Annotated in this window: 20 protein-coding genes and 1 pseudogene; 10 read left to right on the forward strand and 11 right to left on the reverse strand. The window is 71.1% G+C overall.

Going from position 1 to position 22,611, the window contains the following annotated elements; genetic code table 11:
• Complete coding sequence (locus A4R44_RS36280) at positions 1-402, forward strand: VOC family protein (protein ID WP_198545568.1); 402 nt, start codon at positions 1-3, stop codon at positions 400-402.
• A gap of 45 nt (positions 403-447) precedes the next feature.
• Entirely contained in the window at positions 448-1,176 is a 729-nt protein-coding gene (locus A4R44_RS36285) for a lipoate--protein ligase family protein (RefSeq protein ID WP_067591125.1), read from the forward strand.
• Positions 1,177-1,239: 63 nt separating this feature from the next.
• Here A4R44_RS36285 and A4R44_RS36290 read toward each other — a convergent pair whose 3' ends face one another.
• On the reverse strand, positions 1,240-1,950 hold the full coding sequence (locus A4R44_RS36290) for a histone-like nucleoid-structuring protein Lsr2 (protein WP_067591127.1): 711 nt from the start codon (positions 1,948-1,950) through the stop codon (positions 1,240-1,242).
• A gap of 145 nt (positions 1,951-2,095) precedes the next feature.
• On the opposite strand from A4R44_RS36290, the gene A4R44_RS36295 reads away from it, so the two are divergent.
• Positions 2,096-3,490: an NAD(P)/FAD-dependent oxidoreductase gene (locus A4R44_RS36295; protein ID WP_067591217.1), complete on the forward strand. Its 1,395-nt coding sequence runs from the start codon at positions 2,096-2,098 to the stop codon at positions 3,488-3,490.
• A 30-nt stretch (positions 3,491-3,520) separates the two neighbouring features.
• Positions 3,521-4,090 (forward strand): TetR/AcrR family transcriptional regulator, encoded by a 570-nt coding sequence (locus A4R44_RS36300; protein ID WP_067591130.1) that lies wholly within the window; start codon positions 3,521-3,523, stop codon positions 4,088-4,090.
• Positions 4,091-4,295: 205 nt separating this feature from the next.
• Here the strand turns inward: A4R44_RS36300 and A4R44_RS36305 are convergent, their stop codons facing one another.
• On the reverse strand, positions 4,296-6,725 hold the full coding sequence (locus A4R44_RS36305) for a hypothetical protein (RefSeq protein WP_067591133.1): 2,430 nt from the start codon (positions 6,723-6,725) through the stop codon (positions 4,296-4,298).
• Between the two features lie 267 nt (positions 6,726-6,992).
• Between A4R44_RS36305 and A4R44_RS36310 the strand changes: the two genes are divergently transcribed.
• Complete coding sequence (locus A4R44_RS36310) at positions 6,993-7,496, forward strand: DUF3145 domain-containing protein (protein WP_093576929.1); 504 nt, start codon at positions 6,993-6,995, stop codon at positions 7,494-7,496.
• Between the two features lie 52 nt (positions 7,497-7,548).
• Here the strand turns inward: A4R44_RS36310 and A4R44_RS51180 are convergent, their stop codons facing one another.
• Entirely contained in the window at positions 7,549-7,734 is a 186-nt protein-coding gene (locus A4R44_RS51180) for a hypothetical protein (RefSeq protein WP_232791934.1), read from the reverse strand.
• Between the two features lie 191 nt (positions 7,735-7,925).
• On the opposite strand from A4R44_RS51180, the gene A4R44_RS51185 reads away from it, so the two are divergent.
• Complete coding sequence (locus A4R44_RS51185; protein WP_232791935.1) at positions 7,926-8,129, forward strand: hypothetical protein; 204 nt, start codon at positions 7,926-7,928, stop codon at positions 8,127-8,129.
• 72 nt (positions 8,130-8,201) lie between these two features.
• Here A4R44_RS51185 and A4R44_RS36320 read toward each other — a convergent pair whose 3' ends face one another.
• From A4R44_RS36320 to A4R44_RS36340, 5 genes and pseudogenes are all read right to left on the reverse strand, one after another.
• Positions 8,202-9,452, reverse strand: a complete 1,251-nt coding sequence (locus tag A4R44_RS36320) for a beta-ketoacyl synthase (protein WP_067591136.1) — start codon at positions 9,450-9,452, stop codon at positions 8,202-8,204.
• 51 nt (positions 9,453-9,503) lie between these two features.
• The gene (locus A4R44_RS36325; protein ID WP_037820481.1) at positions 9,504-9,749 is read right to left on the reverse strand and encodes an acyl carrier protein; all 246 of its coding nucleotides are present in this window, start codon (positions 9,747-9,749) and stop codon (positions 9,504-9,506) included.
• Between the two features lie 70 nt (positions 9,750-9,819).
• On the reverse strand, positions 9,820-10,770 hold the full coding sequence (locus A4R44_RS36330; RefSeq protein WP_304456053.1) for a beta-ketoacyl-ACP synthase III: 951 nt from the start codon (positions 10,768-10,770) through the stop codon (positions 9,820-9,822).
• Positions 10,756-11,649: pseudogene (locus tag A4R44_RS49530) on the reverse strand (ACP S-malonyltransferase); the annotation flags it as partial. The pseudogene A4R44_RS49530 and the gene A4R44_RS36330, both read right to left, overlap by 15 nt.
• A gap of 445 nt (positions 11,650-12,094) precedes the next feature.
• The gene (locus A4R44_RS36340; RefSeq protein ID WP_067591139.1) at positions 12,095-13,306 is read right to left on the reverse strand and encodes a CdaR family transcriptional regulator; all 1,212 of its coding nucleotides are present in this window, start codon (positions 13,304-13,306) and stop codon (positions 12,095-12,097) included.
• Between the two features lie 155 nt (positions 13,307-13,461).
• On the opposite strand from A4R44_RS36340, the gene A4R44_RS36345 reads away from it, so the two are divergent.
• The 4 genes from A4R44_RS36345 (at position 13,462) to A4R44_RS36360 (ending at position 18,064) form a co-directional block, all read left to right on the forward strand.
• On the forward strand, positions 13,462-14,382 hold the full coding sequence (locus A4R44_RS36345) for an ABC transporter ATP-binding protein (protein WP_067591141.1): 921 nt from the start codon (positions 13,462-13,464) through the stop codon (positions 14,380-14,382).
• Positions 14,379-15,593 carry an ABC transporter permease gene (locus tag A4R44_RS36350; RefSeq protein WP_093576924.1) on the forward strand — a complete coding sequence of 405 codons (1,215 nt, stop codon included), beginning with the start codon at positions 14,379-14,381 and terminating at the stop codon, positions 15,591-15,593. Before A4R44_RS36345 ends, A4R44_RS36350 begins: the two co-directional genes overlap by 4 nt.
• A 725-nt stretch (positions 15,594-16,318) precedes the next feature.
• Positions 16,319-17,182 carry a hypothetical protein gene (locus A4R44_RS36355; RefSeq protein WP_095213836.1) on the forward strand — a complete coding sequence of 288 codons (864 nt, stop codon included), beginning with the start codon at positions 16,319-16,321 and terminating at the stop codon, positions 17,180-17,182.
• A gap of 243 nt (positions 17,183-17,425) precedes the next feature.
• Positions 17,426-18,064: a nicotinamide mononucleotide transporter family protein gene (locus A4R44_RS36360; protein ID WP_067591146.1), complete on the forward strand. Its 639-nt coding sequence runs from the start codon at positions 17,426-17,428 to the stop codon at positions 18,062-18,064.
• Between the two features lie 2 nt (positions 18,065-18,066).
• On the opposite strand, the gene A4R44_RS36365 is transcribed toward A4R44_RS36360, so the two are convergent.
• The 3 genes from A4R44_RS36365 to aceE all read right to left on the reverse strand — a co-directional run bounded on the left by A4R44_RS36365 (position 18,067) and on the right by aceE (position 22,603).
• Positions 18,067-18,312 (reverse strand): hypothetical protein, encoded by a 246-nt coding sequence (locus A4R44_RS36365; RefSeq protein ID WP_067591149.1) that lies wholly within the window; start codon positions 18,310-18,312, stop codon positions 18,067-18,069.
• Between the two features lie 99 nt (positions 18,313-18,411).
• Positions 18,412-19,623: an alpha-hydroxy acid oxidase gene (locus A4R44_RS36370; RefSeq protein WP_067591152.1), complete on the reverse strand. Its 1,212-nt coding sequence runs from the start codon at positions 19,621-19,623 to the stop codon at positions 18,412-18,414.
• A gap of 184 nt (positions 19,624-19,807) precedes the next feature.
• A complete protein-coding gene (gene aceE / locus A4R44_RS36375; RefSeq protein ID WP_067591155.1) occupies positions 19,808-22,603 on the reverse strand; it encodes a pyruvate dehydrogenase (acetyl-transferring), homodimeric type in 2,796 nt (931 codons plus the stop codon).
• Positions 22,604-22,611 lie beyond the last annotated feature (8 nt).

Consider the following 22,611-nt stretch of genomic DNA (forward strand, 5'->3'; position numbering starts at 1 on the left):
GTGGCCTTCCTGCAGCTGACCGCGATCATCGTCGACGACTACGACGAGGCGATCGCCTTCTTCACCCGCGCGCTCGGCTTCGACCTGGCCGAGGACTCGCCGTCGCTCACCAACGACGGCCGCCCCAAACGATGGGTGGTCGTCCGCCCGCCCGGCGGCGAAACCGGCATCCTGCTGGCGCAGGCCGACGGCGAACGGCAGTCCCGTGCGGTCGGCGACCAGCACGCCGGCCGGGTCGGGTTTTTCCTGCGGGTGGACGACTTCGCGGCCAGCTACGAGCGGATGCGGGACGCCGGGGTGGAGTTCCTCGGCGAACCGCGGACCGAGCCCTACGGCCGGGTCGCCGTGTTCCGCGACCTCGCGGGCAACCGCTGGGACCTGCTCGGACCGGCCGCCTCCTGAGCCTGTTCTACGATCCCGGGGTCCAGCAGATCGTGGAGGAACGCTATGCCGAGCGGGTCGGAAGTCCGAGCCGAGTTCACCGACCCAGTGCTCAACCTGGCGTTCGACGAGGCGCTGCTGCGCGAGGGGCCGACAGCGCCGGTGGTGTGGCTGTGGCGGAACCCGGTGTGCGTGGTTGTCGGCCGCGGTCAGCGAATCGCCCGCGAGGTCCGCGTGGACGAATGCGCTCGTGACGGCGTTCCGGTGCTGCGGCGAGCCAGCGGCGGCGGCACGGTGTTCCACGACCCGGGCAATCTCAACGTGACGCTCGTGGTGCCCGGCCCCGCGCCGCGTCCGTTGGAAATGCTTGGTCTCGTGATGGCCGCCGCGGTGGAGAAACTCGGCCTTCCGGCCAAGATCGGCGACCGCGGGATCTTCGTCGGCGACGCGAAACTGTGCGGGTTCGCGGTATTCCGGACCAAAGACGTGCTGCTGGCGCATTCGACGCTGCTGGTCGACACCGATGCCGCTCGCGTCGGCGCGTATCTCACCGGTCCGCCGCCGGACCCGAAGCCGCTGGATTCGCACCGGAGCAAGGTCGCGTCCCTGCTTGACCACGGGGTGCGGTTGCCGCTGGCGGAAGTGGAAGACACCGTCCGCGCGGCCGCGGCGGGACTGCTCGGTCCGCTCCCGCCGCGCGAACCGGCGCCGGGGGAGCTGGAGCGGCAGCGGGCATTGCTGTGGAGCCGCTACGAATACCCGGACTGGCATGCCGAGGGACGCCAGCGTTCGTAACGGAAGTCCGTGCGGGCAACCCTGAGGGAGTCAGATTCCCTCAGGGGCCTCCGCACGGACGGATCAGTTGCTGGAGGAGGAGAACAGCACCTGCGGCACTGCGCTGGCGGCGCGGCGGCGCGGCTTGGCGGCGGACTTGGTCGCTGCCGGGGCGGCCTTCGCGGGTGCGGGTGTCTTGGCGGTCGCTGCGGCGGTCTTGGCCGGGGCGGTCTTCGGGGGTGTGGGTGTCTTGGCGGTCGCTGCGGGGGTCTTGGCCGGGGCGGTCTTTGCGGGTGTGGGTGTCTTGGCGGTCGCTGCGGGGGTCTTGATCGCGGCGGCCTTCGTCGGCTTGGGCGCGGGCTTGGCTGTCGCGGCGCTGGTCGTCTTCGCGGTGGTCTTGGTCGCGGCCTTCGCCCGCTTGGCGGCGGCGGACTTGCGCGCGGTCCGGCCGGCAGCCCCGGTCGCGCCACCCGTTCGGGCGGTCTTCGCGGTACCGGCGGCAGCAGTCCTCTTGCCAGCAACGGCTTTCCCGGCCTTGCCCGCCGCGGCCGCTTTCTCCGCCGCCGGCTTCGGCTCGGTCTTCTTCGCCCCGGCAACGAGCCGCGGCCGCAGTTTCCGTCCGCCCGTCCGGCGGCCTGCCTTGGCGTACCGCTCCAGCAGCCGCCGAAGCGCGGTCGCGTTGCGGGCGCCGAGGTCGATGTCGTACTCGACGCCGTCCAGCGCGAAGGCGACGGTCTCGGCCGCGCGTCCTCCGGTCAGGTCGTCCTGAATGCGGACAGCAGTGTTCCTCGCCAAGGGAGCCTCCCGTGCTCGATCGTGGTCGTGCGTGCAACCGGCACGGCGACGACCCGGATTCCGCGGTGCCGCCGGTTTCTTGCAGCTCTCGGACGAGAATACCGGCAGGCTTGCGCGAACCTGCGCGGTGGTGTGCGCTGTGCTCATGGCAGCTGAGACTTTCGACGTCGTGGTCATCGGGGCGGGTCCGGTCGGGGAAGTGGCCGCCGAACGGGCCGCCAAGGGCGGGCTCAAGGTGGCGCTCCTCGAACACGAACGGTTCGGCGGGGAGTGTTCGTACTGGGCCTGCATCCCGAGCAAGGCGTTGCTGCGCCCGGGAAACCTGCTCGCCGCGGCCAAGCGGATGCCCGGCGTGCCGATCGGCGACGCGCTCGACGCGGAAAAGGTGCTCGCCCGCCGCGACTGGTTCACCGGCAAGGGCGACGACTCCGGCCAGGTCGAATGGGCGCGCGGCGCGGGCATCGAACCCGTGCGCGGCTACGGCCGGATCACCGGCGAGCGCGAGGTCACCCTCGACGACGGCCGCGTTTTCACCGCCCGGCACGCGGTGATCGTGTGCACCGGCAGCGTTCCGCGCACGCCGCGGATTCCGGGGCTGGACACCATCAAGCCGTGGGGTTCGCGGGAAGCGACGTCGGCGACCGAGGTGCCCGGACGGCTCGGCGTGCTCGGCGGCGGTGTGGTCGGCGTCGAGATGGCGCAGGCGTGGGCCCGGCTCGGCGCGCGGGTCGACCTCGTGATCACCGGCGAACGCCCGCTGCCCCGGCTGCCCGGGTTCGCCGGAGACCTGGTCCTGGACGGATTGCGCGAGGCGGGCGTCCGCGCGCACACGAACTCGGGCTTGACCGAAGTGTCCAGTGTGGACGGTGGTGCGCGGCTGAAACTGTCCGGCGGCGGCGAGATCGTCGTCGACGAGCTCCTGGTCGCCACCGGCCGCGCGCCCGCGACCAGCACAATCGGGCTGGACGTCCTCGGCCTGCCCACCGACGGCCCGCTCCAGGTCGGCGAAAGCGGCCGAGTGTCCGCTGTGGAGGGTGGCTGGCTGTACGCCGCGGGCGACGTCACGGGCCGTGCTTTGCTGACCCACCAGGGAAAATACGCCGCTCGCGTCGTCGGGGACTCGGTCGCCGCCCGCGCCCGCGGCGAGGAGATCTCGACCGAACCCTGGAGCCGATACAGCGCGACCGCCGACCATCACGCGGTGCCGCAAGTGGTGTTCACCGATCCGGAGGTGACGTCGGTCGGCCTGACCGAGGCGCGCGACGGGTCCGCGGACCGGGTGGTGGACATCGACATCGCGGTCGCCGGTTCCTCGCTGCACGCCGATGGGTACCAGGGCAAAGCGCGCATGGTCGTCGACACCGAACGCGGCGTCGTGCTGGGTGTCACGTTCGTCGGCCAGGACGTGGCGGAACTGCTGCACTCGGCGACGATCGCGGTCGTCGGCGAAGTGCCGCTGGACCGGTTGTGGCACGCGGTCCCCGCCTTCCCGACGATCAGCGAGGTGTGGCTGCGGCTGCTGGAGGCTTACGGGCTCTGAACGACGGTGCGGTCCGGTAGCGTCGGGGGCATGACCAGTGCCCCCGTTCCCGGCCGGCGTGAACGCAAAAAGGCGGCGACCCGTCAGGCGCTGGCCGACGCCGCCCTGCGGATGTTCCTGGAGCGGGGCTACGACCAGGTGACCGTGCGCGAGATCGCCGACGCCGCCGACGTGTCCACCACCACGCTGATGAAGCACTTCCCGACGAAGGAAGCTCTCGTTTTCGACCGGGAGCCCGAGGTGGACGAGGCGCTGGTCTCGGCCGTCCGCGACCGCCCGGAAGGCACGTCGGTGCTGGAGGCGCTGCGCGCGCACATCCACGTGCGGGCGACCTCCGGCATCCGCGCCGAGGCCGAACCGCTGCTGCGGCTGGTGCGGGAGACGCCCGCGCTCGCCGAGTACTGGCACAAGATGTGGATGGGGCACGAGCACACGCTGAGCCGCGTGATCACGGAGGAAACCGGTGCGCCCGAGGACGATCCGCGGTGCGCGGTGCTCGCCCATTTCGCGTTGGAGACGGCTGCGCTGGCCGATCGTTCGGACGATCCGCCGCGGGTTGTCGACGTGGCGTTCGACCTGCTGGAGAACGGGTGGCAGTGAGCTGTTCGCTCGGTGTGGCGGTGGCGGGTTGGGTGTGGTTGGTGGCTGAGCTGTTCGCTCGGTGTGGCGGCGGTGAGTTGAGCGTGGTTGGTGGCTGAGCTGTTCGCTCGGTGTGGCGGTGGCGGGTTGGGTGTGGTTGGTGGCCTAGCCGTTCGCTCGGCAGGGCAGTGGCGAACTCGACGCGATCGGCCGCTGAGCTGTTCCCTCAGGACGGCAGCTGCAAGTCGAGCGCGCCTTTCGCCGCGCGGGCGAGGCCGGGATCGTCCGCAGTGGACGGTCCGGGTTGCCAGACCGCCTGCACGATCCGGACGCCGTTCCCGTCGATCTTGCTGGCGTAGGCGGCGCCGTCGAACTGCGGCGGGCCCGAGGGCCACTTGCCGGTTTCCGTGGCGACGTCCAGGATTCCGCCGCCGCCCGGATTGTCGGCGACCTGCTTGAGGTGATTGGCCTGCCCGGCATCGGAAAACTCGACCACCGCGACGGTGACCGCGGCCGTCCGTCCGTCCACGAGCGCCGTGTAGCTCGCGCGGCGGACCGCGGAGCAGCTGGTTTGCTGGAGACTCGCCTGGACGTCCCCGAAAGCGTGCGAGGCGCACTTCTGGTCGGCGCTGCTCGCCCGGGGTTCGAAGGCGAGGGCCGGGGCCGGGGGGACGCTCGGCTTCGCGCTGCTCGGTGCCGGACTCGGCACGCTGCTCGGCGGCGCACTGCCGGCGGGCGGTGCCGCGGCGGTGTCGTCTCCGCCGTTTGTCGCCACGACGATCGCCGACACCACCAGGGCGACCAGCAAGACGATCGCCGCGATCGGCACCCACTTGACCGTCCGGGAGGCCGGTTTTCCGGGCCCGGCCGGGGCGTCCGGCCCGGCTCCGGCTGCCCCGGCGCCGGTTCCCGCCGCGGCGGTCGCCCCTGCCCCGGTGCCGGGTCCTGCGGCGGCGGTTGTCTCCGCTCCCGCTCCGGTGGCTGGTGCTCCGGTTCCGGGACTGGCTGGTCCCGATCCGGTTCCTGCCCCCGCACTGGTACCGGGGTCGGCGGCCGGCATCGCTCCCTCGCCCGCGGCCGGAGCCGGTTGCGGCGGACTGCTCGGCCAGGGCCCGTTCCCGGGCACGACCGGCGGAACGGCTCCGCGTGGACGTCCGGCGTCCCGCGGTTTCGCCGGTGACGGCATCTTCTCGGTCGGAGCCTCGGGCGGGGCAGCGGACTCGGCAGGCGCTTCCGAAAGCGACCCCAGTTCGATCGGCGGAATCTCCGGCCGAGGCGGCCGCACCGCGATGATCTTCGGCCGCGGCACCGGGGGAGCGGCGGAAGGGTTGCTGGGGGAAGCAGCAGCCTTCGGCTCCATAGCGCCCGAAGCGGTAGTGCCGTTGCCAGGGAAGACGGGAAGGCCCCGGGCATCTTCGGCACCGGCTGGGTTTTGCGGCCCCGCGGTGTCGCCGGTGACGGCATCCGCGGTGGATCGTCCAGCCGCGATCGCGGCATCGGTGCCAGCGCTGGCGGAACCAGCCGGACCCGAACCGGCAGCGTCGGGCTTGGCCGAGCCGGAACCGGCGGCACCGGATGCGGCTGCCCCCGATCCGACGGCGCCGGACGGAGCGGCGCCGGAAGCGAAAGTGTTCGACCCGGTGGCGCCTGACCCGGCAGCATCGACCCGGGCCGAGTCTGGAGCGGAGTTTCCCGGACCTGGCGAGCCGGAACCGGACCCAGCCGCACCGGGCTCGGCGGCGGCTCCGGCAGGGCCGGACGTCGCCGCCGTCGACGCAGCAGCGCCGACGGTGCCTGCGGAGACCCCGGCCGTTGGGCCGGCAGCGGCGCCTGCGGAGACCGCGGCCGTTCCTGGGCTGGCAGCGGCGGCTGTGCTCGGCCCGGCGTCGCTTCCAGGAGCTGCCAGAGCGGGGCCCGTCGAGGAACCGGAGTTCGCGGCGGCAGTGCGATTGCTCGCCGGGCCAGCGCTGGCAACGCCAGCAGCACCGGCCGAACCAGCCGAAGCAGCGCCAGCGGACCCACCGGGAGACCGGGGCCCAGGAGGAACCGGAACGTCGTCCGCGAACCGGACGAACCCTTCTCCGCGCAAAACCTCGTCCGAAAGCTCCGGCGCATCCGGCGCCAGCGCCGCGATCAACGCCCGCGCCTGGTCCACCGACCGCGGATGCCGCGCCGTGGCCAGGGAGACCGTCGCCGCCAGCATGGTCGTCGGCGTCGGGTGCAGGACCCGGACCGGGCCCGCGAGGTCGCCCGGCGGCTGGTCGACCGTTTCCACGTACGGGCCGACCGCCACGATCGTGCCGACCGGGCCTCCGCCGAGCTCCGCGATGCGGCGTTCGCATTCCTGGGACAGGTCGAGCGCTTCGGTGGCGGGGTTGACGTCGTCGCCGTGGACCAGGGGCCAGCCGTCCGCTTTCCACGGGCCGCCCAGCGGCGCTTCGAGGCGCAGGGCCGGGTCGGGCAGGTCCACGCCGATCACGACCAGCACGCCCGCGGGCAGCACGACGACCGCCTCGACCGGACGGTCTCCGGCCGGGCGGGCGCCGACGAGCGCGACGCCGCCGATCACCGTGCTCCCCCGGCCGAGGGAGGCCAGTGCGGCCCGCACGTCTTCCGCGACGCGCGAGGGCTGCTGCCCGAGACGGACCAGTCGCACCGAAATCTCCTGTCGAATCCGCAGCGTTTCCGGTGCACCACGCTAGCGTGCCGGGCCGCCGGAACCATGCTCCGCGCCCTCGCGTCGGCGTGCCTCACCACAATGGGTCGTCCGCTGCGACTTGTGGTGTTCATGTGGCCAAACGGCACGGTTGGGGTGCAGAATGTGCTACACAGGTCGGGAACTGCCGTGGAGGCTACGCAACCTGCGCAAGGTTCGAGAGGTCGTAGGGGAAGACGTCCCTCGTCGAACAAGCGGAGGTCAGCAGTGAGCACCCGTGGCAGCACCCGAGGCGTGGTGTACGTCCACTCGTCGCCGTCTGCGGTATGTCCGCACGTCGAGTGGGCTATTTCGGGCACCCTTGGCGCCCGCGTCGAGCTGAAGTGGACGGCCCAGCCGGCCAGTCCGGGACAGCTCCGGGCCGAATGCAGCTGGAGCGCGCCCGCAGGAACCGCGGGCAAACTCGCCGGCGCGCTCAAGGCGTGGCCGATGGTGCGCTTCGAAATCACCGAGGAACCCAGCGCGGGCGTCGACGGCGAGCGGTTCTGCTTCGCGCCCGGACTCGGCCTCTGGCACGGCCGCACCAGCGCCAACGGCGACATCGTCGTAGGCGAGGACCAGCTGCGCGCGCTCGTCAGCATGACCCGCGGCGGCGAAACCCTCGCGCACAAACTCGACGAACTCCTCGCCGCGGCCTGGGACGAGGCGCTTGAGCCGTACCGGCACGCGGGCGACGGCGCCCCGGTCACCTGGCTGCACCAGGTCGGGTGAGCGAGGACGGTACCCTCACCCGGGTGAGCGTTCACCCGGCCCCGCCGTCCCGTCAGCGGTGGTTGATCCCCGTGCTCGTGGTGGTGCTGTCCATCACCGTCGCCGGAGGTCTGCTCGCCCGCGAGCTGTACCGCCGCCCCGATTCCCCGCGTGCGACCGACAGCGAGGCCATGGCGCCGTCCGCCACGACCAGCGGCGGTTCGGCCGACAAGTCCGGCGCGGTCGAGGTCGGGGTCACCCCGGACGCCCAGAACCACCCGCAGGACGCCGCCGTCCGCACCGTGCTGAAGGCCTATTTCACCGCGCTGAACCAGAAGAACTACGAAGCCTGGACCGAGACGGTCAGCGACGCGCGCCGCAGCAAGACNCAGCAAGACGCCGGAAGCGGACTGGCACCGCAACTTCCGGTCCACGAAGGACGTCGACGTCATGCTGTACCGCATCGAACCGGGCGCGCAGGGAACGCTGCGGGCCCTGGTCGGGTTCACCAGCACCCAGTCGCTCGACGAGGCCCCGGTCGACTTCCCGGAGAAGTGCATCCACTGGCGGCTGGTGCTGCCGATGAAATTCGAGCACGGCTCGTACCGGATCGACACCGTCGACGGCACGGCCACCGAACACGACAAGTGCTGAAAACCCGGTGAAACGCTGAAGGGCCCCTGCGGGAGAAATTCCCGCAGGGGCCCTTCAGCGTGAAAAGGGGACTCAGCTCGCCGGCGTGAACAGCAGCGCGGTGTTGTGCCCGCCGAAACCGAACGAGTTGGACAGCGCCGCGGCGAGTTCGACCTTGCGGTTCTCCCCGGCCACGACGTCGAGCTGCACCTTCGGGTCCAGTTCGGTGAGGTTCAGCGTCGCGGGCACGACTCCCTCGTACAGCGCGAGAATCGTCGCGATGCCCTCGACCGCGCCCGCCCCGCCGACGAGGTGGCCGAGCGCGCCCTTCGGCGCGGTGACCACCGGGTGCTCGCCGATCGCCGACCGGATCGCGGCCGCCTCGCCGATGTCGCCGACCACAGTGGACGTCGCGTGCGCGTTCACGTGGCCGATGTCCGAAGGGGACAGTCCGGCCATCGTCATCGCCGCGCGCATCGCCGCGATCTGCCCGATGCCCTCCGGGTGGTTGCCCGTGATGTGGTAGGCGTCGGAGGTCAGGCCGTAGCCGGCCAGCTTCGCGTAGATCCGCGCGCCGCGGGCCTTCGCGCGGTCGGCACGTTCGAGCACGACGACGCCGGAGCCCTCGCCGAGCACGAAGCCGTCGCGGCTCACGTCGAACGGACGCGACGCCGCGGCCGGGTCGTCGTTGCGCGTCGACACCGTGCGCGCCTGGGCGAACCCGGCGACGGTGATCGGGTGGATGCACGCCTCGGAACCGCCCGCGACCACCACGTCGGCCCGGCCGGACCGGATCATCTCGAAGCCGTTCGCGATGCCCTCGGCTCCGGACGCGCACGCCGACGCGGGCGAGTGCACCCCGGCCCGCGCCTTCAGGTCGATGCCCACGTGCGCGGCGGGACCGTTCGGCATCAGCATCGGCACGGTCAGCGGCGAGACCTTGCGAAGACCCTGCTGGTGCAACAGATCGTTCTGGGTCAGCAGGGTCACCGGCCCGCCGACCCCGGTGCCGATCGAGACGCCGAGGCGTTCCGGTTCGACGTCGGCGTGCTCGTCGGTCTGCTCGGCGAACCCGGCGTCGGCCCAGGCCTGGCGGGCGGCGATGATCGCCACCTGCTCGCACCGGTCGAGCCGGCGGGCCTGCACGCGGGGCAGGATGTCGGTCGGCTCGACGGCGAGCTGCGCCGCGATCCGCACCGGCAGGTCCAGCTCCGCCGCCCAGTCCGCCTCGATCGTGCGGATCCCGCTGCGGCCGGCCAGCAGACCGTCCCAGGTGGACGCGACGTCCCCGCCCAGCGGCGTGGTCGCGCCCATACCGGTGATCACGACGTCGATGTTGCTCATGGGTGTCTCCCCAAGGTCGGCTCCGGACCGGGGCCCGGGTACGAAGAGGACTTACTTCGAGTTGGCGGAGACGTAGTTCACCGCGTCGCCGACGGTCTTCAGGTTGGCCAGCTCGTCGTCCGGGATCTTGACGCCGAACTTGTCCTCGGCCTGCACGGCGATCTCGACCATCGACAGCGAGTCGATGTCCAGGTCGTCCACGAACGACTTCTCGGCGGTGACGTCGTCCTGAGCCACGCCGGCGACCTCTTCGACGATCTCGGCGAGGCCGGCGAGAATCTCAGTGTTGTCAGCCATCGGTGTTGTTCCCTTCTCGGTTCTTCTGGAGGTCCGCTCGCGGGCACGGCGCCCGCGGGGGAAGTATCGCTCAGGGCAGGACGAACGCCTGCGCGGCATAGGAAAGCCCGGCTCCGAAGCCGACCGCCAGCACCACGTCGCCGCTTTTCGCCGTTCCCGCCTTGCGCATGTGGTCCAGCGCCATCGGGATCGAAGCGGACGAGGTGTTGCCCGAGTACTTGATGTCGTCGGCCACCACCATGTCCTCGCGCGCCCCCTTGGCGCGCAGCTTCTTGGCGATCGACTCGACGATCCGGAGGTTCGCCTGGTGCGGCGCCAGCACGTCCACATCGGACGGTTGCAGCCCGGCGGCTTCGAGCGCGCGCAGCGCGATCGGCGCGATCTGCGTGGTCGCCCAGCGGAAGACCGACTGGCCCTCCTGGTAGATCCACTGGTGATCGCGCATGTAGATGAGGTCGACGAGGTCGCCCGCGCTGCCCCACGCGACCGGGCCGATGCCCGGTTCGTCGGACCCGCCGACCACCGCGGCTCCCGCGCCGTCGGCGAAGATGATCGCGTTCGCGCGGTCGGCCGGGTCCACCACGTCGGTGAGTTTCTCCGCGCCGATCACGAGGACCTTCTTCGCCGAGCCCGCGCGCACGAGGTCGGAGGCGACGCCGAGGCCGTAGCAGAATCCGGCGCACGCGGCGTTGAGGTCGAACGCGCCGGGGCTCGGGACGCCGATCCGCGCGGCGATCTGCCCGGCCGCGTTCGGGATCTGCGAGGGCATGGTGCAGTTGGGCACGATGACGGTGTCCACTTCGGACGCGTCGACGCCCGCGTCGGCGAGCGCTTCGGACCCGGCGGCGACGGCGTAGTCGACCAGCACGTCGTCCTTCTCGCCGAACCGCCGCTCGACGATGCCGACGCGGTCGCGGATCCACTGGTCGCTGGTGTCCATGACCTGCGACAGGTCGTCGTTCGTGACGATCCGGTCCGGCTGGTAGCTGCCGAAGCCNTCCTCCTCGCGCAGCGCCGCCAGCTCGGCGGGCGACTTCAGCGCGGTGGTAGTGGTGACGACGCCCTTGAGCTGCCGCTTGACCAGTCCGGTCAGGGTGCCCGCGGGCGCCAGTTCGACGGTGCGGTCCACGCCGAGCGAGACGAGCCCGTCCATGGTGAGGTCCCAGCGGACCGGGCGGGTCACCTGGGCGACGAGCCTGCGCAGGTACTCCGCGCCGCTCGGGACGACCTGACCGTCGGCATTGGACAGCAGCGGGCGCGCCGGGTCGGCCGGGGAGAGGCCGGCGGCGTGCTCGCGCAGGGCGTCTTCCGCGGGCGCCATGTAGGGCGTGTGGAAGGCGCCGGCGACCTTGAGCGCACGGATCTTCGTGCCCTCCATCGGCTCGGCGACGATGCGCTCGATCGCGGCGGCGGACCCGGAGGCGACGATCTGCCCGGCCCCGTTGCGGTTCGCGGCGGCGAGGCCCTGGCTTTCCAGCCACGCGGCGACTTCCTCGGGGTCGCCGAGCATCACCGCGGCCATCGACGTCGGTTCGAGCGCGCACGCCTTGGCCATCTCCGCGCCGCGGACCGCGGCGAGCGCGACGGCGTCGGAGGGGCTGAGCACGCCGGCGATCGCGGCCGCGGCCAGTTCGCCGACGGAGTGGCCGGCGACCGGGGCGTCCGCGGGGACCGGCAGGTGCTCGAAGGACAGCAGGGACAGCGCGACGATCAGCGGCTGCGCGACAGCGGTGTCCTGGATCTCCTCGGCTCCGGCCTCCGTGCCGAGCCGGATCAGGTCGAGCCCGCAGCGGGCGGACCACTCTTCGACGCGCGCGCGGGCACCGTCGAGCTCGAGCCACGGAGCGAGCATGCCGGGGGCTTGGGAACCCTGGCCGGGGGAGAGGACTGCAACTGTCACGGTGTCTATGAGACCACGGGACCGGTCAGTGCTTCAGATGCGGGCGGTCACCAAGTCCGTGCGGCGTAATTGGAGGAAACCTCCAAAGACCCGCCGGAGAACCCGGTCCTTAACCCATCCGCCTTGTGGGATTCAACCAGCGCTTGCCGTGAAGTCCGTCACCCGCCACGCGCTCGCCACGCCCCTGTCACGGCTTGCTCGCGCCTCGGAGCGGCGGGCCGGAGATCAGCGGCGCTTCCACCGGACGCGGGCTCGGGTACGGGATGTCCCCCATGTGGCGTCCGACGCCACCAGTTGTCCTCGGCTGCCGGTCGCCGGAGCAGGAAGCCAAGCGGCCCGGCCGGGTGCTCCGCATCTCCGTAGCGGGCTGCGCCCAACGGCCGCGAAGCGGCACAACGCACCGAACGCCCGCATCGGGTGCGGCAGCGGCGCCCGGCTCAGGCGGTCACCAAAGCCCGCGGGCGCGGGCGAGCCTGCCCACCGTCAGCGCGACCCGCAGCACCAGCGCGTCGCGGGCGTCGGTCGGGTTGCGGCCGGTGAGTTCGGCGGCTTTGCGCAGCCGGTACCGGACCGTGTTCGGGTGCACGAACAGCGTTTGCGCGCACCGTTCCAGCACTCCGCCAGTGTCCAGATAGGTCTCGACCGTCCGCTGCAAGGCCGCTCCGGCTTCTTCCAGCGGCCGGGCCACCAGGTCGACCAGCAGCCGTTCCGCGCCGGGGTCGCCGGAGAGTGCGCGTTCGGGGAGGAGATCGTCGGAGCGCACTGGGCGCGGCGCGGCGGGCCAGCCGACCACCGCCCGCAGCCCGGACAGGGCTTCGGCCGCGCTGTGGTGCGCCTCGGCCAGCGTCGGCACTGTCGGACCGGCCACGACCGGGCCGTCGGCGAACACCGTTGACATCCGGGCGAGGATTTCGCGTTCCTTCGGCCCGCCCTCGGTGGGGCCGCCGATCACGATCACCAGCCGCGAGCCCTGCACCGACAGCAGTACCGCGCGGCCGACGCGCGCGGCGCGGGCGCGGACGTCGAAAACCACCGTCGGCGGGTCGTCGGAGGGCGGATTCCCCACCAACACGGTCGCTGCCGCCGCCGGATCCCAGCCCAGCGCCGCGGCCCGCGAAAGGACGGATTCTTCGGCGTCCCCGCGGACGATTCCGTCGACCACGAGCGCTTCGAGCCGGGCGTCCCACGCGCCGCGCGCTTCCGCCGCCGCGGCGTAGGAGTTGGCCGCGGCGAAAGCGATTTCCCTGCCGTAGCGCAGAATTCCTTCGATCAACGCGGCACGTTCGGCCTCCGACGCGGCGAATTCGGGGAGCTGCTCCTCGAATACCTCGATCGCGAGCCGCACCATCGCGACGGCCTGGCGCAGGCTGATCCAGCGCGACACTTCGGTCGGCGCGTCGCGGAAGGCCTCGGTGGTGAGCTGCAGCGCTTCTTTCGAATCCCGCAGCCACGCGACGAATCCGCTGGCCCCGGTCTGCGTGATGAGCAGGACGCTGGCGCGCTGGTCGGCGGGCAGCCGCGCGAACCACACCAGGCGGCGTTCCATTTCCGCGACGCTCGCGCTCGCCAGCCGCCCGGAGGCGTGCTCCAGGCTGCGCAGGGTTTTCGCGGACAGCCCGTGGTGCTTGCGCGCGGGACGTCCCGTGGTGTCGGCCATGTCGGATCCGATCCTACGTGCCGCCCGCGACCCGCAACTTTAGGCGGACGCGGCGGCGACCTCAGGCGGTGGGCGGAGTTCGGCCGAAGTGCCTAGGATCCCGGGTGGGGTGGCAGGGGATCGCCCCGGGCGAAAAGAGAACAGGGGGACGGGCCATGCCAGAGCCCGGACTGGAGATCGACGGGATCTCGAAGCGGTACGGCGCCGTGGTGGCGCTCGAGAAAATGACGTTCGAGGTGCGGCCGGGCGAGCTTTTCGGATTCGTCGGCAGCAACGGGGCGGGCAAAACGACCACGATGCGGATCGCGCTCGGCGTGCTGAGCGCCGACGCGGGCCAGGTGCGCTACGCGGGCGAGCCGATCACGCACGAGACCCGCCGGCAGATCGGTTACATGCCCGAGGAACGCGGGCTTTACCCGAAAATGAAGGTCGGCGACCAGCTCACGTATCTGGCCCGGCTGCACGGAATGCCCGCCGCCGCGGCGAAGGCGTCGAGCGAGCGGTGGACCGAACGCCTCGGCGTGGCCGCGCGCCGCGAGGACGAGGTGCAGAAGCTCAGCCTCGGCAACCAGCAGCGCGTGCAGCTGGCCGCCGCGCTGGTGCACGAACCGCGGATTCTGGTGCTGGACGAACCGTTTTCCGGGCTGGACCCGGTGGCCGTCGACGTGATGAGCGACGTGCTGAAGGAGAAGGCGGCCGAGGGCGTTCCGGTCGTGTTTTCCAGCCATCAGCTGGATTTGGTGGAACGGCTGTGCGACCGGATCGGGATTGTCCGGAGTGGACGGATGGAAGCGTCCGGCACGGTGGCGGAACTGCGCGCCGGCGGGACCGTCCGGCTGCTCGTCGACGCTCCCGAGGCTCCCGAAAACTGGGCGGCCGGGCTGTCCGGGGTGACCGTGGTCGGGCGCAGGGCAGCGGTGACCGAACTGGAACTGGCCGACGGCGCGGACGACCAGGCGGTGCTGCGCGCCGCGCTGGCGACCGGCCCGGTGCGGGAATTCGCCCGGAAACTGCCGTCCCTGACCGAGTTGTTCCGTTCTGTCGTGTCCGAGCAGCAGCAGGAGGCCGCGGCATGACCGGGGCAGGAGTCCAGATGAGCCCGATGTCCGCGGTCGGCCTCGTGGCCGGGCGGGAAATCAGCACGCGGGTCAATTCCAAGGCCTACCGCATCACCACGCTGGTGATGGTGGTCATCGTCGTCGGGCTGGCGCTCGTCTTCAAGCTCTTCAACGGCAGCGGGAGCGCCGACGCGACGGTCGGCTACGTGCCGGCCGCCGCGCAGCTGGCACAGCCGCTGAGCGCGACGGCGAAGTCGATCGGCCAGACCGTCGCGACGCAGCAGGTGCCCGACGAGAAGGCGGGCCAGGACAAGCTGCGGGACGGTTCGATCGACGCGCTGCTGGTGCAGGACGCGAAGCGCTTGCACGTCCAGGTGAAAAAGGACCTGGACGCGAAACTGAAGAACACGTTCACCGTGCTTGAGGGGCAGCTGGCGCTCAACCAGCAGATCGAGTCTCTCGGCGGCGACCCGGCGAAGGTGCGCCAGGCGACCGCCGAGGCGACGATCGACGAACTGCCGCCGCTCGAGAAACCGTACGACTACAACGGGCAGCAGCTGGTGCTCGGCATCATCGCGGGCATCCTGATCTACCTCTCGCTGATGCTCAACGGGCAGAGCGTGGCCCAGGGCGTCGTCGAGGAGAAAACCTCGCGGGTGGTCGAACTGCTGCTCTCGACGATCAAACCGTGGCAGCTGATGGCCGGGAAGGTGCTCGGCATCGGCGTCGTCGGGCTGATCCAGATGCTGGCGATCGGCGTGGCCGGTGTCGCGGCCGGGCTCGGGTTCGGCGTGCTCACGATCTCGGCGAACGCGGCGATCGGCACCGTGATCTGGCTGATCGTCTGGTATCTGCTCGGGTTCTTCATGTATTCGATCGTGTTCGCCGCGCTCGGCGCGCTGGTGTCGCGGCAGGAGGACGTGGGCGGCGCGACCATGCCCGCGCTGATGTTCGTGATCGCCGGGTACGTGGTGGGGATTTCGATCCTGCCGTCGAATCCGGGGAGCCCGCTGGCCGAGGTGCTGTCGGTGATCCCGGTGTTCGCGCCGACGCTGATGCCGATGCGGCTGGCGATGGGCGGCGTGCCGGTGTGGGAGGCGGTGCTGTCGGTCGGCCTGGTCATCGCGCTCATCCCGGCGCTGATCTGGCTGGCCGCGCGGATCTACCGCAACGCGGTGATGCGCACCGGCGCGAAGGTGAAGCTGCGGGACGCGCTGCGCGCTGCCTGACCGCGGAGTTCCGGACAGCGGGCCGCGGCGGAATGCCGCGGCCCGCTGGTTCTTCTCCGAAAGCCGCTACTCTCGGTGGACCTGTCGGTCCGGTGCGGGACCCGGGCGGCGGGAGCCCTCACCCATGTGGGTTAGCGGTATCGGGTGAGTTGCGTGAACGCCGCCCTCGCGAGGGCGCGCCGTTCCGGTCGTCGGCCGAACACCGGTTATCGACCTTCGTACGGCATCTCGCCCGCGCGCTATTGCCGCTGCGCGGTTATCCGGCACGCGAGCGGAAGGCCCGCAATTCGCCGCCGCGGGCTGCCGCGCAACGCGAATGCGCACCGCACAGACCGGGCCTGCACGGGATTCCGTCCGGACATCTCCGCCGCCGTCCGCTGGCCGGCGCGCAAATCCGTCGGCGGCCCGCCGATGGCCCGACCATGAAGACCAGATGAACGGCGGAGAAAACCCGAACCGCATTCGTCTCGGAAGCGCCGTCGCGCGGCAATAAAGAGCGGGAAATGTTCGAGGCCGCCCGGCGCTTGCGGTTTTCGCTGCGCCGAGCGGCCTCGTCTCCCCGGTCCCCACCGGTAGGACAAGTATGGCCGCGATTGATCTTCCCGCGCCAGTCGTCTCACTCGATCGTGGTGCACAGCACTCGGGTGCAGTGGGTACCTGTCCTGCGACCCGGTGCGACAGGACGGTGCCGGAATCCACGTCGAACCGCGGCGAAGGGAGCCAGCGTGGGTGAACAACTCAAGGACGGACTCGGACAGGCCTGGAATCTGGTGGCCACGTTCGTCCCGAAACTCGTGGGCTTTCTGATCATCCTCCTGATCGGCTGGCTGATCGCGAAAGCCGTGTCCAAAGCCGTCGGGCTCGTTCTCGGAAAACTCGGTTTCACGCGGATGGTGGAGAAGACCGGGCTGACCGGAATGGTGAAGGGCGCGAATCTCGACGCCACCGCGGTGCTCGTGAAACTCGTCTACTACTTCATTCTGCTGATCGCGCTGCAGCTGGCGTTCGGGGTGTTCGGGCAGTCGAACCCGGTGAGCCAGCTGCTGAACGACATCATCGCGTTCCTGCCGAGGATCCTGGTCGCGGTGGTGCTGATCATCGTGGCGGCGGCGATCGCGAAGGTCGTGCGGGACCTCGTCGCGGGCGCGCTGTCGGGCCGCCCGGCCGGACGGCTGCTCAGCACGATCGCGTACTGGCTGGTGATGGCGTTCGGCATCATCGCGGCGCTGGGCCAGGTGAACATCGCGACGGCGGTGACCGGCCCGATCCTGATCGCGGTGCTGGCGACCGTCGGCGGCGTGATCGTGGTCGGCTTCGGCGGCGGCCTGATCAAACCGGCCCAGGAACGGTGGGGCGGCTGGCTGGCCAATCTGCAGGGCCAGATCGGCTCCGGCAACGGTGCGCGCGAGCCGGGCCAGGTGAGCGGGCAGCACGCGCAGGCCGGGCAGGCCCGGACGCAGAGCTACCCGCAGTCGCAGTCGGGCAGCCTGCCGCAGCCGGGCGAGCAGACGCGCCAGATGCCCGCGGACGGCGGCCGGCCGCCGGAGCCGCCGACCCCGCCCGCCGGGTTCGGGCGCGTGGACCGCTGAGCCGGCACCGGCAAGGAGGGTGAGGCCGTGCCGTCGCCCGGAGTCGAGTCCGGCTGACGGCTTCGCTGACGGCCTTCCCGGTCCGCTGACCGGGGCGAGCAAGGGGCCGCGCTGCTTCCAGCAGCGCGGCCCCTTCCCTCTGCCCGGCGTCCACTCAGCGGGACTGTCTTCAGTCTCACATCGGCACGGGAATGGAGGCTCCGTGCTGCATGTTGGGAAGCGTAGATCGGAAGGGGTGCCGACGTGGACTTCCTGTTGCAGCACGGCGTGACCGTGTTCGGCCAGTGGATCTCGATCGCCGAGCTGGCCGGGCAGGTGTTCGCGCTCGCGGTCGTGTTCCTCGCGCAGCGGCGGACGCTGTGGACCTGGCCGGTGCAGGTCGGCGCGACCGTCCTGCTCTTCTCCGTTTACGCGTCCGCGCATCTCGGCGGGCTCGCCGGGCGGCAGGTCGCGATCCTGCTCATCTCGCTCTACGGCTGGTGGGCCTGGAACCGCCGGACCGACCCGGTGTACGGCGTCGTCGTGCGCAAGGGCCGCTGGACCGAGCGGGCCGTGATGCTCGGTGCGTTCGGGCTGGGCACGGTCGCGATGGCGCTGACGCTCCAGGCACTCGATGCCTCGTGGGCGCCCTGGCCGGACGCCGCGATTTTCGTCGGGACGCTCGTCGCGTTCGCCGCGCAAGGCGTCGGGCTCGTGGAGTTCTGGGGCGTGTGGCTGGTGGTCGACGCGATCGGCGTGCCGCTGCAGATCAGTTCCGGCCTGTACTTCTCGGCCGCGATCTACCTCGTCTTCGCCGCGCTGGTCGTCCACGGCTGGGTCACCTGGAATCGCTCGGCGCGCACCGCGGTGGCCGGCGGGAAGGCCGTCGCCGCGGCGCGCTGAGGTCAGGCCCCGAGCGCGAGCTGCCCGTCCGGGGTCAACTCGGCCCGCGTCCACTGCCCGACCGCGCCGCCCGGCGCGGACACCGGGCGGACCAGGCCTTCCCGGACGAGATCGTGCGCGGTCGTCTGGTCGCAGCAGGGCAGGCCGTCGACCCTCAGGTCCGGTTCGCAGCTGCGGGTGAGTTCGGCTCGGCCGGCGGCGATCGCGCGCAGCATCGCCAGTGCGCGGCGGTTCGGCGTGACGGACATGGTCTTCCCCCTCGGATGTTCCGAAGGCAGGAGACGTGATGTCCGTCACTGGATACCGGATTACGCCGATCGCGCCGGCCGGGGAAGGACGTCGGGGGCTCAGCGGAGCGTGGCGTGGGTGGGGCGCAGGTCGTCCACCCGCCGGACCCCGAGCAGCTGCATCGTGCGAATCATCTCGGTGCGCAGGATGTCCACGCAGCGCTGCACGCCGCGTTCGCCGCCCGCCATCAGGCCGTACAGGAACGCGCGGCCGATCAGCACCGCGTTCGCGCCGCGGGCGAGCGCGGCCACGATGTCGCCGCCGGACAGGATGCCGGTGTCGACCCAGACCTCGGCGCTGTCCTGGATCTCGTCCAGCGTCGCGGGCAGCAGCTCGATCGGCGTCGGGGCGCGGTCGAGCTGACGGCCGCCGTGGTTGGACAGCAGGACCGCGTCCGCGCCGTGTTTCACCACGTCGCGGGCGTCGTCGACGTTCTGCACGCCCTTGATCACGAGCTTGCCCGGCCAGGTCTGGCGCACCCAGTCGAGGTCGTCGAAGTTCAGCGTCGGGTCGAAGAGCTTGTCCAGCAGGTCCGCGACGGTGCCGCCGAAGTGGTTGAGCGACGCGAAGTTCAGCGGCTCGGTGGTCAGCAGGTTGAACCACCACGCCGGGTGCATCGCGCCGTCCGCGAACGTTTTCAGGGTCAGCGCGGGCGGGATGGTGAGGCCGTTGCGGACGTCGCGCAGCCGCTGGCCAGCGACCGGGGTGTCGACCGTCAGCAGGAGCGTGTCATATCCGCTCTCCCACGCGCGATTCATCAGATCTTCGCCCGCGCCGTGGTCGCGCCACACGTACAGCTGGAACCATTTGCGCGCGTCCGGCGCGGCCGCCGCGAGGTCCTCGATCGACGTGGTGCCCATTGTCGAGAGCGCCATCGGCATGGTGTTGCGCTGCGCCACCCTGGCCACCGCGCGCTCGCCCTCGGTCTGCATCATCCGCGTGAACCCGGTGGGCGCGAACGCGAACGGCAGCGCCGAGCGCGTGCCGAGGATCTCCCTGCTGGTGTCCACATCGGACACTCCACGCAGCACGTTGGGCTGGAATTCCACCCGGCGGTAGGCCTGCCGGGCGCGGCGCAGGCTGTCCTCGAGCTCGGCCGCGCCGTCGGTGTAGTCGAACGCCGCGCGCGGGGTCCGCTTGCGCGCGATCGTCCGCAGGTCGGCGATCGTGTGCGCGGCGGCCAGGCGCCGGTCGGTCGGGTTGAGCACGATCGGCTTCGGCCGCAGGATCTCTTTGAGCTCGCTGGGCCGGGGCAGGCGACGCTGGGTCACGCTCGACCACCTTTCGTCAGGCATCCGGATACATCCGATGTCTACCGTACTGTGTCGATCGTTGCCGATCCGACCACAGCCACGGTCGCGTGCCGCTGCGGGGCCGGCCTGCTTGTGGCCGATCAGCACAGCAGGGGCCCCTCCCGGACACTGTCCCGGAGGGGCCCCTGAAATCAAGCGACGGTCACGCGTTGCCGGAGTCGGACGTCTGCGGCCCGGCGGCCGCCACGTCGTCGAGCCGGTAGCGGCGCGCCGCCTCGGCGACCTTCGCCTGGTCGAACTCGCCGCGCTTGGCGAGCGCGGACAGCGCGCCGACGGTGATCGACTCGGCGTCCACCAGGAACTTGCGCCGCGCGGCCGGGCGGGTGTCGGAGAAGCCGAACCCGTCGGTGCCGAGCGTGAGCATGTCGGTGGGCACCCACGGGCGGATCATGTCCGGCACCGCGCGCATCCAGTCCGACACCGCCACGACCGGGCCGGAAACCTCCGACAGCTTCCGCGTGACGTACGGAACCCGCGGCGTCTGGTCCGGGTGCAGCAGGTTCTCGTGGTCGATCTCGACCGCTTCGCGGCGCAGCTCGCCCCACGACGTGGCCGACCACACCGCGGCCCGCACGCCCCACTCCTCGGCCAGTCTCTTCTGCGCCTTCAGCGCGTCCGGCATCGTGACGCCGGAGACCAGCACCTGCACCTCCGGGCCGTCGCCCGCCGGGGCGTCGGAGTACCGGTAGAGGCCCTTCAGGACGCCGTCGACGTCCAGGTTCTCCGGCTCGGCCGGCTGCTGGTAGGGCTCGTTGTAGATGGTGATGTAGTAGAAGATGTTCTCGCCGTTGCCGTCCGGGCCGGTCTCGCCGTACATCCGGCGCAGGCCGTCCTTGACGATGTGGGCGATCTCGAAGGAGTAAGCCGGGTCGTACGCCACGACGGCCGGGTTCGTCGCCGCCAGCAGCAGCGAGTGCCCGTCCGCGTGCTGCAGGCCCTCGCCGGTCAGCGTGGTGCGGCCGGCGGTGGCGCCGAGCACGAAACCGCGGGCCATCTGGTCCGCCGCCGCGTACAGGCCGTCGCCGGTGCGCTGGAACCCGAACATCGAGTAGAAGATGTAGATCGGGATCATCGGCTCGCCGTGCGTCGCGTACGACGTGCCGACGGCGGTGAACGACGCGGTGGATCCCGCCTCGTTGATGCCCTCGTGCAGCAGCTGGCCCTTCTCGGACTCCTTGTACGCCAGCATCAGGCTCGCGTCGACCGAGGTGTAGGTCTGGCCGTGCGGGTTGTAGATCTTGGCGGTCGGGAACATCGAGTCGAGGCCGAAGGTGCGCGCCTCGTCCGGGATGATCGGGACGATCCGCTTGCCGATCTCCGAGTCCTTCGCCAGCTCGCGGATGAGCCGGACGATCGCCATCGTGGTGGCGACCTCCTGCTTGCCCGAGCCCTTGCGGACGCCCTCGTAGACCTTGTCGCCGGGCAGCACGAGCGCCTTGGCGGTCTTCGGGCGGCGCTCCGGCAGGTACCCGCCCAGCGCCTTGCGGCGGCCGCGCATGTACTCGATCTCCGGCGAATCCGGGCCCGGGTGGAAGTACGGCGGCAGCTTCGGGTTCTTCTCAAGTTCCTCGTCGCTGATCGGGATCCGCTGCGCGTCCCGGAACAGCTTCAGGTCGTCGAGGGTGAGCTTCTTCATCTGGTGCGTGGCGTTGCGGCCCTCGAACGACGGGCCGAGGCCGTAGCCCTTGATGGTGTGGGCCAGGATCACCGTCGGCTGGCCGTGGTGCTCCATGGCCGCCTTGTACGCCGCGTACACCTTGCGGTAGTCGTGGCCGCCGCGCTTGAGGTTCCAGACGTCGGCGTCGGACAGGTCCTTGACCAGTTCCTTCGTCCGCGGGTCGCGGCCGAAGAAGTGCTCGCGGACGAAGGCGCCGTCGTTGGCCTTGTAGGTCTGGTAGTCGCCGTCCGGCGTGACGTTCATCAGGTTGACCAGCGCGCCGTCGCGGTCGGCCGAGAGCAGCGAGTCCCATTCGCGGCCCCAGATGACCTTGATCACGTTCCAGCCCGCGCCGCGGAAGTAGGACTCCAGTTCCTGGATGATCTTGCCGTTGCCGCGCACCGGGCCGTCGAGCCGCTGCAGGTTGCAGTTGATCACGAAGGTCAGGTTGTCCAGGCCCTCGCCCGCGGCCACGTGGATCAGGCCGCGCGATTCGGCCTCGTCCATCTCGCCGTCGCCGAGGAACGCCCAGACGTGCTGGTCGGAGGTGTCCTTGATGCCGCGGTCGCGCAGGTAGCGGTTGAACCGCGCCTGGTAGATCGCGTTCATCGGGCCGAGGCCCATCGACACCGTCGGGTTCTCCCAGAACTCCGGCATCAGCCGCGGGTGCGGGTACGACGGAAGGCCGCCGCCCTCGCCCGCGTGGCTGAACTCCTGGCGGAACCCGTCGAGCTGCTGCTCGGTGAGGCGGCCCTCGAGGAACGCGCGGGCGTACATGCCGGGGGAGGCGTGGCCCTGGAAGAAGACCTGGTCGCCGCCGCCGGAGTGGTCCTTGCCGCGGAAGAAGTGGTTGAAGCCGACCTCGTACAGCGCCGCCGACGAGGCGTAGGTGGAGATGTGGCCGCCGACGCCGACGCCCGGCCGCTGCGCGCGGTGCACCATGATCGCCGCGTTCCAGCGGATGTAGCGGCGGTAGCGGCGCTCGATCTCCTCGTCGCCCGGGAACCACGGCTCGTTCTCGGTGGGGATCGTGTTCACGTAGTCGGTCGACGTGAGCGCCGGGACGCCGACATTGCGCTCCCGGGCGCGCTCGAGGATGCGCAGCATCAGGTACCTGGCCCGCTGCTGGCCCCCTCGGGCCAGCGCCTCGTCGAAGGAGTCCAGCCATTCGCTGGTCTCTTCCGGGTCGATGTCGGGAAGGTGCGCCGCGAGTCCGTCACGGATGACGCGTACGCGAGCCGGGGTCTCCTTGCCGGAGGCGCCGTCGTTCTGCGGGGCCAAGGGGTCTC

Source organism: Amycolatopsis sp. M39, from assembly GCF_001651785.1.
GTDB classification, from domain to species: Bacteria; Actinomycetota; Actinomycetes; order Mycobacteriales; family Pseudonocardiaceae; genus Amycolatopsis; species Amycolatopsis rubida.